Raw genomic sequence first — 16,486 nt, 5'->3', positions numbered from 1 at the left:
ACAGCCATTCATATTCTTTATTCAAAAAAGAAGGAGCGAACTCCTTCTTTTTCTGACTTATTGTGTTGCAAGAGCCGTATCTGTTAAGACAGGAACGACTTGTTTCTTACGTGAAACGACACCTTCGAGGTAAACAAGGTTGTTCGTTGCTTCAAGACCGTAAGCACGCTCAACGAGATTCGCTTCTTTCCCGAGGACGAGTCCAACAGAGTTGTTTGTCAAGATATCCGTGACGATGAAGACGAACAGATCAAGTCCTTTTGCAAGGATGACTTCGTTGATTGCTGTTTCGAGTTCTTCTTGGCGAAGTAAGACTTCAGCTGTATCGACCGTGTTGACTTGAGCGATTTCGACTTTGAGTGTTCCCATCGTGAATTCTTTTGCATCAAGTGAGATCAATTCAGGAACGGATTTTTTCGAGAGATCAGCTCCAGCTTTGAGCATCTCAAGACCGTAGACGTTCGCATCGACACCAGCGATTTCTGCGAGTTCACGTGCTGCGATGATATCTTGCTCCGTGCAAGTCGGCGATTTGAATAGGAGCGAGTCAGAAATGATCGCTGATAACATCAACCCAGCGATTTCTGGTTTGATGGCAACACCATGCTCTTTGTAGAGTTTGTTCAGGATCGTTGCTGTACAGCCGACTGGTTCTGCCCGGTAGTAAACAGGGTCTGATGTCTCGAAGTTTGCGATCCGGTGATGGTCGATGACTTCTGTTACCGTAACCGCATCGATATCGTTCGCACTTTGTTGACGTTCGTTGTGGTCGACTAAAATGACGTGTGATGCTTCCGTCGCGACTTCTGTCACGAGACGTGGTGCTGAAACTTTGAACGTATCGAGTGCGAATAACGTTTCATCATTCATTTCACCGAGGCGGATGGCTTCGGCATTGACACCGAGTGCTTTCTTTAATTCTGCATAAGCGATTGCCGATGTGATTGTATCGGTATCAGGATTTTTGTGACCAAATACTAAAACTTTTTCCATGACGTGTTCACTCCTCAATGATTGTTGTCTCGCCCTATAGTGTATCATATCTCCGATTTAGAAAGCGTTCATTTTCACCATGATACCAGCGATTTTTTCACTCCAGAAGGGGTCTGACGCGTAAAAGACGTTCATGCCTTTTTGTTTGTTCCCAAGGTACGCCCCACGGAAATAACGTCCATCCCGATCGAGATAATCCTTTGCGATGAATCGACCGGTCTGCTCGATCGAGTCCGTCAAGGATTTATAGACGGTCGCATCTTCTCCCGGTGCGGAATCGGTCGCATTGACGCCGAACAAGTTATTTTTCTCGCGGGCAATCTCAGACCGTCCATAATCGGATTCGTGAATCGCATGTGCAAGCAGATAAGCCGCGTTGACACGGTATTTCTTTTCAACGGACTTAAAGACTTTTCCTTTACCGATCAAGGGGCTGTCCGGAGCTTGCTCCTTGATGAACGCATCGAGTTGTTTGGCACTGAGACGCGTCGGTTTCGTCAAATCACGTGTTAATGTCTTCGATTCAACATATTTGCTCGTCCGAGGCGTCGTTTTCGTTGCTTCGCCGGCAACGATCAGTCCACCAAGTCCGCTGTCCGCGACGATGTAGTGAAGGAGACGATCACCTTTCGTCTGGTAATACGATGCATTCGAGACACGTTCTGCGGGGAATGGGCGTAAGCGGTCCGTTGGGACATGACCCGTCACGCCGGCGATGCTGACACGACTTGTCTGTTCCCCGAATTCAAGCAACTGGACACGTGAGCCGGAAGCGACGTACGTGAGCCGTTTCTTTAAATCAGGGTCACGATGAATTGAAAGGATACCACGATCGTCGACGATCCCAGTACCTGGTCCACCGAGGTAGACATAGCGGTCGTCCGATGAACGTTTCACCGCACCACTCTGACCCGCATATTCCTTCGCCTCGGCGAACGTCTGGAAGTCTTGCTCGTTGATTTTACCTTTCTCATAGCGCTCAGCCGAATAAGGCGCAGGTGGGGTTAAGACGGTCTTCGGTTCCTCGCGGAGCCAAAAGAACAAGAGAACTCCGATGAGGAAGAAAAAAAGTAATCCTTTTATCGAACCGGTCCGGCGCACGGGGCGACCGGGGCGGATAGTGCGTGTCGTCAAAGTAAATCACGTCCTTTAAAAAGCAATGGACATTCCTGTCCAACGTAGGTAGTCTAACAAAGAAAAACAAAAGGGGGTGAACCTGTTGCAAATTGGTTATCGCACGCTGAAGACAGCGGTCGCTGCTGCGCTCGCGATGTGGATCGCAGAACAACTCAAGCTCGACTATTACGTCTTCGCTGCCATCATCGCCATCTTGAGCATCCAGTCGACACGAAAGAAGACGTTCCGGTCTTCTTACGAACGCATCATGGCATCATTACTTGCCATCGTGCTTGGATTCATTCTATTCGAGGTCATCGGCTATCGTCCGGTGACGTTATTGATCTATTTCATTTTATTCCTTCCATCCGTTCAACGCCTCCGACTTCAGGACGGTTTCATCACGAGTGTCGTCATTCTGACACATTTGTATACGGAACGTCAGCTCAACGCGCACATCTTATTGAACGAATCCTTATTGCTTGGCATTGGTGTTGGTGTCGGATTACTTGTCAACATGTACATGCCAAGTCTCGATTTGTTGATTGACGACCGCCGAGAAAAGATTGATCAACGGATCGCCGCCTTATTTTTTGAAGTCGCGGCTGCGATCGAGACAGGGCGGGTCAATCATCATGCGTTGACGCTTGACGAGACAGAACGTCTGTTACGTGAAGGGAAGGATGCCGCCTTAAAACGGATGGGAAACGCGATCGGTCGTCGGAACGATGACGAAGATTATGCCTACTTCCGGATGCGCGAACAACAATTCGAGTTACTGCGCGGTATCGTCCATCATGCCGAGGAACTGGTCCTCGTCGTCGAAGAAGGAAAAAAAGTCGCCGACTTCTTTCGGACGATTGGTGACAATGTCCGACCTGAAGCCGACGCAATGGTGTACATTTCAGAACTAGAGGCATTATTGACACGTTTTCGTGCCTCTGCCTTACCCGTCACGCGGGAAGAGTTCGAGGTCCGCTCTGCCTTACTGCATATGTTACAAGAAGCGGAGCAGTATTTACGTTTAAAACAACGTTACGTCAATCAAAAGAAATAAAACATCGTCGAAGCGAACGTACCGATCAGGAAGATTGCTAAAATCCCGATCGTCGTCCATTTGATGATGCGTTGTTGTTTCGATGGTTTTGCCATATCCACTACTCCTCTCTTACATCAACTGATTAATGCCATTGTACAAACAACCTTTCAGAAGTGCAAATGACGATGGGGATGGTATACTAAAAAAGCGCTAATGGATTGAAACATATTAAGAGGAGGGTTTTGTCATGGTCAATGAACAACGTGTATTAGATACGTTTTTAGAACTTGTCCAGATCGATTCGGAATCAAAAGAGGAGGCACGCATTTGTGCTCACTTGAAAAAAACGTTCGAGGATCTCGGATGTGAGGTGTTCGAGGATGACGCTTCGTCCAAGACGGAACATAAAGGAAACAATTTAATCGTCACGCTTCCGGCAACAAAAGAAGGCGTCGATAAAATTTATTTCACTTCCCATATGGATACGGTATTCCCGGGGCAAGGCATTAAACCAATCATCGAGGACGGTTACGTCAAGACGGACGGCACAACGATTCTTGGGGCAGATGATAAAACAGGTCTCGCATCTCTGATCGAACTCGTGCATGTATTGAATGAAACGAAACAACCGCACGGAAAAATTCAGTTCGTCATCACAGTCGGTGAAGAATCTGGGCTCGTCGGTGCGATGGTGCTTGACCCATCAAAAATCGATGCCGATTATGGTTTTGCCCTTGATTCAGATGGAAAAGTCGGAGACATCATCACGGCTGCTCCAACACAAGCAAAAGTCAATGCGAAGATTTTCGGGAAAACAGCTCACGCTGGTGTAGCACCGGAAAAAGGTGTCTCGGCGATTACGATTGCTTCGAAAGCGATCGCGAAAATGCCGCTCGGTCGGATTGATGAAGAGACGACAGCGAACATCGGACGGTTCAGCGGTGGTGGTCCATCAACGAACATCGTTTGTGATTATGTAGAAATCTTCGCGGAAGCACGGTCACTCGTCGCTCCGAAGATGGAGGCACAGACAGAGAAGATGAAAGCGGCGTTCGAAGAAGCAGCAGCAGAGCTTGGTGGTCGTGCTGAAGTCGAAGTCAAAGTCATGTACCCGGGCTTCAAGTTCGAGGATGGAGATCAAGTCGTCGAAGTCGCGAAAGCAGCGATCACACAACTCGGACGCACGCCACGCCTCTTACATTCTGGTGGCGGATCAGATGCCAACGTCATTGCTGGTTTTGGTATCCCAACGGTCAACTTGGCTGTCGGATATGAAGATATCCACACGACGAATGAGAAGATGCCAATCGAAGAACTCGTCAAAACAGCGGAACTTTGCGTGACGCTAGTTGATTACATCACGAACAAATAAGCTGATGAAACACAAAAAAGAGTGTACCGCAACATTGCGGTACACTCTTTATCATTGTACGATTAAACTACTTGAGGACGATCAACATATTCCATAGACTCTAGAACGAGTTCTTCTGTACATAATAAGGTCGAAGCGATTTCATCGATTTGAATCGACTTTCCGTATTTTTGCCGATAACTCTCGTTCAGTTTGCGGGCTTCCCGGACGATGCGGGCATAGGTCCGTTCAATCTTAGTCATGGAAAAAACCACCTTCCAAATCTGAATAGGTACAGTTTACCATGCTTCAACAGAAGAAAGGTGTATTTTGTGTATAAAAAATGCTAATTTTACGAAAAGGGGAAAAAGATGGAATTTTATTTTTTAGGGACAGGAGCCGGTATGCCGTCGAAACAACGAAACGTCACATCGATTGCCTTGTTACACCCCAAAATGACCTGGTTGTTCGATTGTGGAGAGGCGACGCAACATCAAATCTTACACAGTCCGATCAAACCACGGAAAGTCAACGCGATCTTCATCACCCATTTACACGGGGATCATATCTTTGGGTTACCAGGATTCATTAGTACAAGAGCAGCGCTGGAAGGCACGACACCGCTAACGATCTATGGACCGACCGGGATCAAAGAATGGATGGACGCGACATTACGCATCACAGGAACATATCTACGCTATCCACTCCGGATTGTTGAAGTCGAAGACGGTCAAACCTATGACCAGGATGGATTCCGCGTGACGGCGCGGTCGCTTGAACATCGCTTCCCGGCGTTCGGGTACCGACTAGAAGGGCCAGAAGAGCGGGGTGCTTTGCGTGTGGATGCACTGAAGGCACTAGGCGTGCCATCCGGTCCGATCTATCGCCGAATCACACTGGAAGAAACTTTCGAATTCGAAGGCACGGTCTATCCATCGTCCGATTTTTTAGAGTCACCCAAACCGGGTGTCAAGCTAGCCGTTCTTGGCGATACGATGCCGTGCGCGGCCTCGGTCGAACTGGCGCGAGACGTTGATGTATTAGTCCATGAAGCGACGTTTGCCGATCGGGAAATCGAACATGCGGGACGCTTCGGTCACTCGACCGCTCGACAGGCAGCTGTCATTGCAGAAACGGCACAAGCGAAAAAGCTTCTATTGACGCACGTTTCCGCTCGTTATGTCGATCAAGAGGAAGTACTGGAACAAGAGGCGCGAGAAGTATTCGCGAACAGCCATCTCATGTTTGATCACCGGGTCGTCCCGGTCAAAGGATAGACGATGGACTTTCTCATTCTATGGGCACTCTTTTTACTGGCTGCTAGCGGATTAGGTTTTTTGCTCGAACGTCGGACGGAAAAAGAAAAATACTTGTACATGAAGTTCGTTTTTTATGCGTGTCTCGGGGCTGTGTCATTTCCAGTCTATGATATTCAGTTACCGCTCGGCATCATCATTTTCCTGATTGTCCTGCATCCGAAAAAGAACTCGCGTTATAAACGGTATATGGCACTCTTTGGGTTCTTATTCTTCCTGTTCCAACTCTTTCTCGGTCCGTTTGATGGTGGGATGTTGCGGGAAGAGACACAACAGATTGGTCGCGTGACGATCACGGATGACTCATTCGACAATTTCCTTTCTCAAATCGAACGACGTGTCGGTGAAGAGGGGCTGCGGATGGAACAAAGTCAGTTGATGTTCGATCGGGGCGGGAATCTCAGGAACGCCTCGTTTGAGATGCTCGTCGAAACACCGAAACGTTTCATTCGTTACGATGTGAGTTATCAGGAGCTGACGGGAACGATTTCCTATCGACCGCGTGAAGAGTTGACGACAAAATCGTTGACGTCGTATTACCAGAAACTGATTGATGCGAATCAATCGTTTGAGACGTTGCGAAAGCTTTCGATTCATGAGATTTTACATGATTCCAAAACACCCTATGTCGAGATGGATCTCGATGGGCTCTATGAAACGTTTAGTCTACAGGATGCAACGGTCTTCTTGATTGATGACGAAGGAAAACTGATTCCGTACGTCAATACAGGGGACGATGTCTTAGCGAATGCGGTCCGTCTGACCTATTATCGTTCTGACGGTCAATCCTTACGCGATAAAACTATTCTGTTATATAATTACAGCTTTGAGACATCAAGGCGAAAAGGAGTCGTACGATGAAAAAATGGTTATTTGCTGCAAGTATCGTGTTACTTGCCGGTTGCGCAGAAGCAAAAGAGGAACAACAAACAGCTTCTTGTGAGGCGGAAGTCAAGGTATCGGTCGTGGATCACGTCAAGGATAAGACGTTGTTTAATAAAGACGTATGCTTGAACGAAAACGATACAGCACTGGATGCACTGGAAGATACGACGCTCGATGTCGTCAAAACAGGTAAAGGTGAGATGGCATATGTCACGGCAGTCGATGGGATTCGAGAGAAATCAGCTGGAGCAGGTAGTGGCTGGGTCTTCGGAGTCAATGGCAAACCAGGCGAAGTCGGTGCCGGAAGTTATGAACTGAAAAAAGGAGATCGTCTCGAATGGCGATTTGAAAAAGATGCAATGGCTTATTTTGAGTAAGCCAGAACGGGAGCGACTTCACCCAGTGAACGTCGCTCTCTTTTTCATCGGGATGATTACGATTCCGTTCGTCCTCACACATGATCAATCAGTGATCGTCGTCTATCATCTGCTCTTGTTTTTATTCGTTCAAGAACGGACTGTGTTTCGCTATTTAGTCCTCCCGGCTCTTTATGCGGTCATGATGTGTGTCCCGCTTCTTTATGGTGCAAGCATTGACACAGTAGCGATTTATGAAACGACGGTCCAAGTGACGCTATTCATCACGTCGAGTCAATGGATTTTTACGTTGGTTCGACTCGATCAGATGGGACCGTTGTTTCGTTTCTTACCTCGATTGACACGATTGACGGGGATGGTGCTGGCGCTGATTCCGTCTTTCTTACGCACTTGGCCCGAAGTCAAGATGAGTCATCCGGATACGTCGCTTGCTGTTCGACTGGAGCGGATGGCCGCCTATCATATCGTACCGATCGAAGCGGTGCCGTCTCGCTTAAGACCGATCACACGACGTGATGTTCAGATAGGTTTATTGCTTGCGACAGGACTGGCTCTTTGTCTGACACCATGGGCAATCATTCCGGCGATGATTTTGCCTATAGCGCTATTATTTACAAAAGGGGGAATCCGGGATGCCTATCATGTATACCGACACCGATCGCGAAGAGCGACTACGTCAACAGGCGAGCGAACATGAACAACCGGTATTGACACCGGAGCGGTTGCTTCATGGACGTGTCCGAGATCTTCTGGCGACGGATTCCTTGTTTCGGGCAGGAGAACTCGCGACCTTGCTTGGGCTAGAAGCTTTTTTTGAAGCGGAATCGAGTGAACTCTCATCTGGAGAACAACAGCTCGTCGGTCTCGGTCATGCGTTGTCTTCGTCACCAAAGAGCTTGTTCTTGTCGGAACCGTTTCTCTTTCTTGATCATGTCAGGAGAAAGCGATTGATGGGATTGCTTGAAGAAATCGAACGACGGTTTGGTTGTCAGATCCATTGCTCGATGACGATACAATCCGACTTGGCGATCACAAGTCGCGCCACTGAACTGACAGGTCGTGTCCTGAATCGGATCGAAAACGTCCAACACCGTTATCCGTTACAGACACGCTATGCACTCGTGACAGCAAAATTGTCGTTTCATCAAGGTGAACGCATTGCGATCATCGGTGCGAATGGTAGTGGGAAATCGACGTTACTACGGCTCGCGCTCGGTGTCGAGCGACCGCTATACGGAAAAGTTCGGCGGTCGGGGGAGACGCATTATATACCAGCGCATCCGATGCTTGCGCCATTAGACGATCGAAGCGGTAGTTTTACGACGCAAAAAAAACGTCTCTTGGACGGTATCGATTGGAGTAAAGACAGCTATTACTTTGATGAACCGACGGCTGGACTTGATGACAGCGCACGAATGGCTTTCGTCGCATCGTGGAAGAAGAATCCGGCGAATCTGATCGTCATGGCGACACATGATCCAGTTCTCATTCGGGCAGCACAGCGGATCATTTATCTCGTACACGGAGAAGTTGCTTTCGATGGACCGACGAAGAACTTTTTACAAGAAAGTCGGTTGTTCGTATGATCGTCGCAACGGTTCTGATCATTTGTTTGTTCTTGATCATGTTCGAGAGACTCCAGATGACGGATCAACGATTACGGTTCATCGCCATCATCACGGCAGCGGCAATCGTCGGACGATTGTTGTTCTCCAGTTTGCCGAATGTCCAGCCGGCAACGGCACTTGTCTTGTTAGTATCCGTCTTCATCCATCCGATCGTCGGAGCCATTTCTGGGATGCTTGTCGTCGTGTTAACGAGTTTGTTTCTCGGAAGCGGTCCGTTCGTCCTCTTTCAGGCGCTGGCGTATGCAACAATTGCCAGTCTAGGATTCGTTCCGTTTCTTCGTTACCGGATCGTATTGACTGGGTATGGATTTCTCGCTGGTTTCTTATATGGATGGGTGAGCAATCTCGGGTTCTTGGTATTGACCGGATTCTCGTGGCAAGCTTTTTTGACACTGCTTGTAGCCGGGGGAACGTTTGATATGCTTCACGGATTTAGTAACGCGATATTCATTTGGATATTGTTTCCGATTTTTTTACGAATTATGCATTCATTCGATGAAAAGAGGGGTACAGAATAGTAACATACCGAACAGGAGGGAAGGCATATGCTGGGATCGTCGATTTCGCTTGCTTATGTCGTCATGTTGCTCATCGTCTCAAGTGTCGGCTTAGTGTTTGGCAGTATTCTGTTGATGAAAGGTACGATTAGAGGACGTTACGCTGCTTGTTACTTACTTGCTGCCGCCATCTTCCCAAGCGCCATGCTCATTACCTCATCAGAAGGATTACTTTGGCAACATTTACGATTCGAGAGTTCATGGTTCCTCGCGATTGTCTCCTGGTTACTCGTCTTATCGACGGGCTACATCGTCTCGATCACGGGTGCGCTCGTCATTCGTTATCTGTATCGCTATACGACGACCTTTGATCGCGTCAAACGTTATGCGACGCGGCGTTTTCGTCATCATGAGGCATAAATACAAAAACGGAAGAACCAGCTATCTGGTCCTTCCGTTTTTTTCATGAATTCGCGTACAGGAGTTCTTCTTCTGTCGAGGATTCTTGTTGGCGAGCAGGATCTTGAATTCGACCTGTCACTTCTGTCAGGAGACGGCGTGGCAAGAGACGAGACAAGGAAACCATGGCGCGGTTGCTTGCACCTGGAACGACGACGCGGCGTCCTTTGAGCATGCCACGGTACCCGGCGAAGGCAACGAGGTGTGACGGCATACTCTTGAATGGTAGCGTGATGTTCGCCCGGTCGAAGAAGTTCGTATCGGTCGGTCCCGGGCAGAGACAAGTCACACTGACACCCGAGCCGTCGACTTCTGTCGCAAGTGCTTCCGAGAACGACAGGACATAGGCTTTCGTTGCGTAGTAGACACTCATGTAAGGTCCTGGCATGAAGGCAGCGACCGACGCGACATTCAGGATGCGTCCGAAGCCACGTTCAACCATTCCTGGTAAGAGACGTTTCGTCAAATCCGTCAAGGCGACGACGTTGACCTGGATCGAGTTAATGTCTTCTGTTGGATCGATTTCCGCAAAGCGTCCTGACGTGGCGAAGCCGGCGTTATTGAACAATAGATCGACTGTCAATTCTTGTTCCTCTAAGTATTGCACGAGACGATCAACGCTGTCGCTTAGTGATAAATCAGCAGCGAATACATAGACTTTGATCTGATAGCGTTTTTCAAGGACCTGTTGAAGCTCCTTCAATTTTTTCTCATTGCGGGCAACGAGTACACAATCGAAGCCATCTCGCGCCGCGAGGACAGCGAGATCCAGTCCGATTCCACCCGATGCACCGGTAATCAGTGCCGTTTTTCGTAACATAGGACATTCCTCCATTCGAAATCGTGAATCTGAGTCTAGTGTATACCATTCCATACCGTTCCCGCGAATCCTGTTTCGTAAGCATTTACTTTTCTTATCACTGGTCCAACCAGTATGATAGAACAGTAGAGGGGAAGTGGAACAGATGAGGAAAAAAGTAACCGTCGCCTTGTTGCTCGCGACGTTTTTAGCCGCGATCGAGGGGACGATCGTTGCAACAGCAACACCTGTCATGGCGAGTGAATTGAACGGGGCGAAATTAGTCAGTTGGATCTTTGCTGGATTCTTGTTGTTCATGGCGGTATCAACACCGATTTACGGAAAGATGGCAGATTTATATGGTCGAAAACGGGTTCTGTTATTCGGGATCGGCGTCTTCACCGTCGCTTCGTTAGCCTGTGGACTCGCTCAATCGATGGAGATGTTGATCGTTTTCCGTGCCGTCCAAGGTATCGGGGCAGGAGCTGTATTACCGATCGCGATGACGATCATCGGTGATTTGTATACATATGAGGAACGAGGGAAAATCCAAGGAGTGCTCAGTGCCGTGTGGGGGATCTCTGGTGTCGCTGGACCACTCGTCGGTGGGTTCCTCGTCGAATCGCTTTCGTGGCGGTATATTTTCTTACTAAACGTACCGTTTGCCTTATTGTCGTTCTTCATGATCGTCGTTTACTACAAAGAGACGGTCCGTGAAACAGAGCGGAAAATCGATTACCGGGGCGCGTTATTGTTTGCGCTCGGGATGAGTGCGTTTCTGTACGGCTTATTGTCGGGGAGTGAATCGGAGACGTTCTTGCGTCCAATCATTCTAGCCAGCTTTTTCATTAGTTTCGTTTTATTGTTCACGTTCTATCGGGTCGAGAAGAAGGCGAACGATCCACTCTTACCACCAGCAGTCATTCGCCATCCGGTCATTCTCGTGATCAACTTAGCGGTCTTCTTTTCCGCCTGGGTACTCGTCTCGATGTCAGCGTATATTCCGATTTTTGCCCAAGGGGTACTCGGCAAGAGTCCGACCGAAGCTGGTTTCATGTTGATGCCACTGTCGCTTTTTTGGACGCTGACCGCCATTATCGGTGGACGGACGATTGGTGCCGCCTCACCCCGGTATCGGACGATGACAGGAATGGGACTGCTGATCGTCGGTACAGTGATTTTATCGTTGATCACGCGCGAATCAAGTGATGTTTTCATCTATCTTGCCGTTTCGCTGATTGGAATTGGTTTTGGTCTCTCACAACCCGTCTTCATGGTCGTCCTGCAGACTTCCGTCGATTGGTCACTTCGTGGCTCAGCGACGGCCGTCAACTCGTTCTTGAGTACGACGGGACAGACGCTCGGTGTTGCGATCTTCGGTACGATCTTCAACCTATCCATCCTTCGTTCGTTTTCAGCGTCGGACACGCTCTCAGGGTACGCGATTGATCCATTTTTCCAATCGAGTACGGCAAAAACGTTCGGACAGGATGTGCAGTATGCGGCAGAAATCGCGTTATCACATGGATTACGTTACGTCTTCATCGGTGGCGTTCTTTGTGCGATTCTTGCGTTCGCGATGACATGGCGTTTACCGAAAGTTCGACCTGACGATCCACGATCGTAATGAAGGGGCTGACTCAAAAAAAGAATGACGCGTCTTTTCACGCCCTTTCCTCAGGCGAGACACAAGCCCGCTTTCCTGCTTCGTTGAAGCAGGAAAGCGGGTCTTGTTCGTCTCTGACAGCGCATAAATGCGCTTGTTCCTGTAGGAGTGGCGTGTGACGCGTCATTCTTTTTGTTACGAGATAAGGATGGCAGATCATCATTCTGCCACCCTTATCTTTGTAGAGACTGACTTTTGAGTCAGCCCCTTGTCATTAGGAGGATTGACTAGTGGCACTCTCACGTTGGGCAAGTTGTTCGCGAATATCGCGTTCGTTGCGTCGGAGGAACAATCCAATTCCGATCAATAGTAAAGCGGCACCGGTGATTTGAATCCATGTCAGCTTCTCATCGAACAGATAGTATCCGAAGATCATCCCCCAAACCGCTTCGCCAAGGATCGTGATGCTGACGATGCTGGCACTGACACGAGCGAGCGCCCAGTTGAATAAATTGTGACCGAGTAACGTCGGGAAGACGGCAAGAAGAATATACAGCCACCAATCCTGTTGGAACGCAGCGACGAGATTCGTCGATTGAATCAACGATAACAAAAGCAAGACGAGCGACGCGACAGCGTAGACACCGAACGAATAGAGGTTCGTCGAGACGCTCGTGCGAACATGTTGACCGAGCAACCAGTAACCAGCGACTAAAATCGTTGCGAGCAAGGCAAGACCGTCCCCGATCAAGGCACGCATGCCGACGGCGATATCTCCGTAAGCGACGAGACCGCCACCAAATAGGGCGACAGCAACGAACAGGAGTGCCTTGCGTGACGGGTGTTGTTTGAAGAATAACGCGTTACCGGCAAGGACAAAAATCGGACTCGCGGTCACGAAGAGCGTCGAGCTCGCAACTGTCGTATAATCAAGAGAGAGGAACCACAGCCAAAAATGCCCGGCGAGCAAAATGCCACTTAATAGCATATGCCGGATCGTTGACGAACTGAGTTGCAACAGTTCCTTCAATCGAATGAGCGGGAGCAACAACAAGGTCGAGAACAACATGCGGTAAAAGGCGACAGCCTCGATCGGTGTCTCCGCCCACTTGACGAAGATTGCCGATGTTGAAATAAAGAATAAAGCCATGAATAACGTAAAATAGGGCATGGGTACCTCCACATGTCTGAAGTAAGGAAATGAGGGTGAAGCGTGTGCAATTGATCATTGCTGAAAAACCAAAACAAGCGGAAAAACTGGCAGCTCCGTATCCATCGGTGAAGCGGGACGGCTACATTGAAATCAAACCATGTGACCGGTTTCCGCAAGGAGCAAAACTCGCTTATGCGGTCGGACACTTATGTGAACTGCAGGAGCCAGCGCATTATGACGCCAAATGGAAACGATGGAACTACGATCATCTGCCGATCATCCCGGAACGATTTGATTACCGACTGGCAAAAGGCAAGAGTAAACCATACCAGGTCATCAAGAAATTATTGAATGAGCGGACGACGACTTCCATCATTATAGCATCGGATGCCGAGCGAGAGGGAGAGGCAATCGTCCGATTGATCTTACGTCTCGCGAACAACGCAAAACCGTTGCAACGACTCTGGATTTCGAGTCTGACGCCTCAAGCCGTTGACCATGGTTTTGCGAACCTGCTCGATGGCAAGGAAACGGAGAACATTTTTCACGAGGCGATGAGTCGCGCTTGTGCCGATTGGTTGATCGGGATGAATGCGTCCCGTGCGTATACGACGTTACTGAAGAAGAAGGGCATCGCCGACGTCTTTTCCCTCGGACGGGTCCAGACACCGACGCTTGCACTGATCGTCGAACGGGAAAAACAGATCGAGAATTTTCGACCGGAGACGTACTACGAAGTCGAGGCGGATTTTACGCAATACAAAGGAAAATACATCAATGCGAAGAAACAGACGAAACTGAGTGACCGGGACCAGGCACAAGCGATCGTGGATCGGACGAAAGGAACCGGAGTCGTCGCATCAATCGAGAAAAAGCGGCAGACGGAACGACCACCGTTTTGGTTCAGTTTGTCACTCTTACAAACAGAAGCGAGCCGACGGTTTGGTCTCGGTGCAAAAGAGACGCTCGATATCGCGCAAAAACTCTATATCCGTGGTTGGATCAGTTATCCGCGAACGGACTCTTCCTTCGTGACGAAAGAGGAGGCAGGACAGTTCCCGGTCATTCTTGATCGGTTACTGAAGCAAGCGGAATATAGTCCAATCAAGGATGTCCTGACGAACAATCCGGTTAACGATAAGCGCTACGTCAATCCGGCAAAGGTCAGCGATCACTATGCGATCATTCCAACAGAAGAAGCGGGTGCCGTCGCGAAGCTCTCCGGACGAGATGCGCAAGTCTACGACTTAATCGTTCGCCGTTTTCTTGCTGCCTTTGCACCGGACGCTGTCTCGGAGAAAACGGAAATCGTGACGATGCGTGAGATGGACCGTTTTTTAACACGCGGCAGTCGGACGATTGATCCGGGCTTTAAACAGGTCTTACAAATCGAGTCAAAAGAAGTCGAATTGCCAGCCGTCGAACAAGGACAAGAGATGCCGATCAAAGGCTGTCGACTGCTCGAGAAACAAACGGAGCCGCCGAAACGCTATACGGAAGGGACGCTCATCCTCGGTATGAAAACAGCTGGTAAGTTGCTTGAAGACGATCTGCAAGCGATCATGAAGGAAGTCGAGGGACTCGGGACGGAAGCAACTCGTGCCGGGATCATCGATGGACTAAAACGACGGGAATACATCAAACTCGTCAAAAAAGAGATTCATCCGACGCCAAAAGGTCGGATCTTGATTGATGCCGTGACGGGGAGTATTCTTGCTTCGCCAGAGATGACAGCGAAGTGGGAGAGCCGTCTCGAGCAAATCGGTAAAGGGGAGGCATCTGCTGCCCAGTTCATTGAACAGGCGAAAAAATTGTCGGAGCATCTCGTCGTCGATGCCAAACAACGAATTGAACAACTCGCCGTTGATCCGACACAAGTCAAAAGCAAGTCCCCGCGGGGTGCAACGAATCGTCCGGTCGGTCCGTGCCCGCTGTGTCAATCAGCAGTGCTTGATCGTGGGAAGTTCTATGGCTGCAGTGGCTATCAAAAGAACAACTGTGGCTTTACGTTACCGAAAACGATCCTTGGTGCCCGACTGACGCAAACGGAAGTCAAAAAAGTACTAGCGGGTCAAAAAACAAAGCCACTCGAGATGAAAAAGAATGCGCGCCAGTTTAAGGCGATGCTCTATCTCGAACGTGATCAATTAAAATTCGAATTCACGAAAGGGGAAGACTGATGCAATACGAACTGATTCAAAATCAAACGTTTCGTCCTGTCTTTGAGCGACTGTTACAAGAAGGGCGCCGCTTGACGGTCTGGTTTCCGGACCACATTGAGGTACAGTCGGCAGAAGGACTGGTCGAAGAAGCAGAAGAACTGTTTGGTGTGACTGCGGAAGTGATCGATGATCCACAATCATTCGGAAAACACATCCTACTTCCGTACTTGACGGAAGTCGAGCACCGGGAAGATGGATTCATCCGCTACGAAGCTGAGCTGACGGAAGAGTTACGCCAACTCGTGCGCGAATTGACGTTACCGATGTTGACGGAGGGCGACTTCGAAGTATTGTATTCGTATCAAATCGAGACGGAGAAGGAACGCTTCTTCGTTGAAGACTGGTTCCAAGCTGACTTACAAAAACTACCTAACTAAGTGAAACTTCCTTGAAGAGGATGACGTAGGATAAGTGATCGTCATCATTCTATTCATTTGGAGGGTTCACTATGTTCACAGTAGCATTCATGGAAGGCGAACTGGGAGGCGACGGCTTCTTCTCGGGCATGCCGATTTTCATGGTCGGATTTTTTGTTCTCATCATCGGTTTCATTCTGTTTGGAGTTATCTCTGCGGCCTCAAAGGGAATTTCGACGAATTCATTGACGCAACAACTGCGCGAGTATGCGGCGCGTCTCGTCAGTCCGAATGAATCGGATGCACTGAATTACGTCGCTTACTTAGAAACGTTGACAAGTTTTCCGGTTGAAAAGACGAATCTCGAACCGTTCCGGATTGCGACCGGCATCTTAAGGCTTGTCCAAGGAACGGATCAGATTTCCGAAGCGACGAAAAAACAAGTCGTCGCCCAGTACTTACGGCTCGGTATTTTGGATGCGGATCATTTAGCGGACGAACAGCCGGTCCGGAGCCATAGCCATAGCCATCACCATCATCATTAAAAAAGGGTCCTGAGGGGCTCTTTTTTTGTTGAAAACGATCGAATCGTGACATCTAATTGTCATATACAACGATTTAGATTAAAGTTGTATGAAATTGAAATCTTTTTGAGCAGAATGCTGTGTATCGATTGAAAAAAGTTTACA

At 48.8% G+C, this 16,486-nt stretch carries 18 protein-coding genes; 13 read left to right on the top strand and 5 right to left on the bottom strand.

Annotated elements, in window-relative coordinates:
* Window positions 1–57: 57 nt before the first annotated feature.
* Window positions 58–993: a manganese-dependent inorganic pyrophosphatase gene (locus tag EXG77_RS11285; protein ID WP_023467624.1), complete on the bottom strand. Its 936-nt coding sequence runs from the start codon at window positions 991–993 to the stop codon at window positions 58–60.
* A gap of 57 nt (window positions 994–1,050) precedes the next feature.
* Window positions 1,051–2,127 carry an N-acetylglucosaminidase gene (locus EXG77_RS11280; protein ID WP_035398243.1) on the bottom strand — a complete coding sequence of 359 codons (1,077 nt, stop codon included), beginning with the start codon at window positions 2,125–2,127 and terminating at the stop codon, window positions 1,051–1,053.
* Between the two features lie 85 nt (window positions 2,128–2,212).
* Between EXG77_RS11280 and EXG77_RS11275 the strand changes: the two genes are divergently transcribed.
* Both EXG77_RS11275 and EXG77_RS11270 read left to right on the top strand, forming a co-directional pair.
* Entirely contained in the window at window positions 2,213–3,166 is a 954-nt protein-coding gene (locus EXG77_RS11275) for an aromatic acid exporter family protein (protein ID WP_023467626.1), read from the top strand.
* Window positions 3,167–3,395: 229 nt separating this feature from the next.
* Window positions 3,396–4,520, top strand: coding sequence for a M20/M25/M40 family metallo-hydrolase (locus EXG77_RS11270; protein ID WP_023467628.1), 1,125 nt, complete (start codon window positions 3,396–3,398; stop codon window positions 4,518–4,520).
* Between the two features lie 62 nt (window positions 4,521–4,582).
* Here the strand turns inward: EXG77_RS11270 and EXG77_RS11265 are convergent, their stop codons facing one another.
* Window positions 4,583–4,762 (bottom strand): hypothetical protein, encoded by a 180-nt coding sequence (locus EXG77_RS11265; protein WP_023467629.1) that lies wholly within the window; start codon window positions 4,760–4,762, stop codon window positions 4,583–4,585.
* Between the two features lie 108 nt (window positions 4,763–4,870).
* Between EXG77_RS11265 and rnz the strand changes: the two genes are divergently transcribed.
* The 7 genes from rnz to EXG77_RS11230 are packed head-to-tail and all read left to right on the top strand — an operon-like array spanning window position 4,871 to window position 9,622.
* A complete protein-coding gene (rnz, locus tag EXG77_RS11260; RefSeq protein ID WP_023467630.1) occupies window positions 4,871–5,776 on the top strand; it encodes a ribonuclease Z in 906 nt (301 codons plus the stop codon).
* Window positions 5,777–5,779: 3 nt separating this feature from the next.
* Window positions 5,780–6,676 carry a hypothetical protein gene (locus EXG77_RS11255; RefSeq protein ID WP_023467631.1) on the top strand — a complete coding sequence of 299 codons (897 nt, stop codon included), beginning with the start codon at window positions 5,780–5,782 and terminating at the stop codon, window positions 6,674–6,676.
* A complete protein-coding gene (locus EXG77_RS11250; protein WP_023467632.1) occupies window positions 6,673–7,077 on the top strand; it encodes a DUF4430 domain-containing protein in 405 nt (134 codons plus the stop codon). Before EXG77_RS11255 ends, EXG77_RS11250 begins: the two co-directional genes overlap by 4 nt.
* Window positions 7,055–7,774: a hypothetical protein gene (locus EXG77_RS11245; RefSeq protein ID WP_035398241.1), complete on the top strand. Its 720-nt coding sequence runs from the start codon at window positions 7,055–7,057 to the stop codon at window positions 7,772–7,774. Before EXG77_RS11250 ends, EXG77_RS11245 begins: the two co-directional genes overlap by 23 nt.
* Complete coding sequence (locus EXG77_RS11240) at window positions 7,710–8,663, top strand: ABC transporter ATP-binding protein (protein ID WP_238987948.1); 954 nt, start codon at window positions 7,710–7,712, stop codon at window positions 8,661–8,663. The genes EXG77_RS11245 and EXG77_RS11240 overlap by 65 nt, the downstream gene beginning before the upstream one ends.
* Entirely contained in the window at window positions 8,660–9,223 is a 564-nt protein-coding gene (locus EXG77_RS11235) for a hypothetical protein (RefSeq protein WP_035398239.1), read from the top strand. Before EXG77_RS11240 ends, EXG77_RS11235 begins: the two co-directional genes overlap by 4 nt.
* Window positions 9,224–9,250: 27 nt before the next feature.
* On the top strand, window positions 9,251–9,622 hold the full coding sequence (locus tag EXG77_RS11230) for a hypothetical protein (protein ID WP_023467636.1): 372 nt from the start codon (window positions 9,251–9,253) through the stop codon (window positions 9,620–9,622).
* Between the two features lie 43 nt (window positions 9,623–9,665).
* Here the strand turns inward: EXG77_RS11230 and EXG77_RS11225 are convergent, their stop codons facing one another.
* Window positions 9,666–10,481 carry an SDR family oxidoreductase gene (locus EXG77_RS11225; protein WP_023467637.1) on the bottom strand — a complete coding sequence of 272 codons (816 nt, stop codon included), beginning with the start codon at window positions 10,479–10,481 and terminating at the stop codon, window positions 9,666–9,668.
* 145 nt (window positions 10,482–10,626) lie between these two features.
* On the opposite strand from EXG77_RS11225, the gene EXG77_RS11220 reads away from it, so the two are divergent.
* Complete coding sequence (locus tag EXG77_RS11220) at window positions 10,627–12,087, top strand: MDR family MFS transporter (RefSeq protein ID WP_035398237.1); 1,461 nt, start codon at window positions 10,627–10,629, stop codon at window positions 12,085–12,087.
* A 253-nt stretch (window positions 12,088–12,340) separates the two neighbouring features.
* On the opposite strand, the gene EXG77_RS11215 is transcribed toward EXG77_RS11220, so the two are convergent.
* Window positions 12,341–13,237, bottom strand: coding sequence for a DMT family transporter (locus EXG77_RS11215; protein ID WP_023467639.1), 897 nt, complete (start codon window positions 13,235–13,237; stop codon window positions 12,341–12,343).
* 44 nt (window positions 13,238–13,281) lie between these two features.
* Here EXG77_RS11215 and EXG77_RS11210 point away from each other — a divergent pair, with 44 nt between their 5' ends.
* The 3 genes from EXG77_RS11210 to EXG77_RS11200 all read left to right on the top strand — a co-directional run bounded on the left by EXG77_RS11210 (window position 13,282) and on the right by EXG77_RS11200 (window position 16,342).
* Window positions 13,282–15,399 (top strand): DNA topoisomerase III, encoded by a 2,118-nt coding sequence (locus tag EXG77_RS11210; RefSeq protein WP_035398234.1) that lies wholly within the window; start codon window positions 13,282–13,284, stop codon window positions 15,397–15,399.
* Window positions 15,399–15,818: a hypothetical protein gene (locus EXG77_RS11205; RefSeq protein ID WP_035398233.1), complete on the top strand. Its 420-nt coding sequence runs from the start codon at window positions 15,399–15,401 to the stop codon at window positions 15,816–15,818. Before EXG77_RS11210 ends, EXG77_RS11205 begins: the two co-directional genes overlap by 1 nt.
* Window positions 15,819–15,889: 71 nt before the next feature.
* On the top strand, window positions 15,890–16,342 hold the full coding sequence (locus EXG77_RS11200; RefSeq protein WP_035398232.1) for a hypothetical protein: 453 nt from the start codon (window positions 15,890–15,892) through the stop codon (window positions 16,340–16,342).
* Window positions 16,343–16,486 lie beyond the last annotated feature (144 nt).

It is taken from the genome of Exiguobacterium sp. OS-77, from assembly GCF_000414195.2.
Lineage (GTDB): Bacteria > Bacillota > Bacilli > Exiguobacteriales > Exiguobacteriaceae > Exiguobacterium_A > Exiguobacterium_A indicum.
Note: the sequence above shows the minus strand (reverse complement) of the source record. Positions and strands in the feature narration are given on the sequence as shown.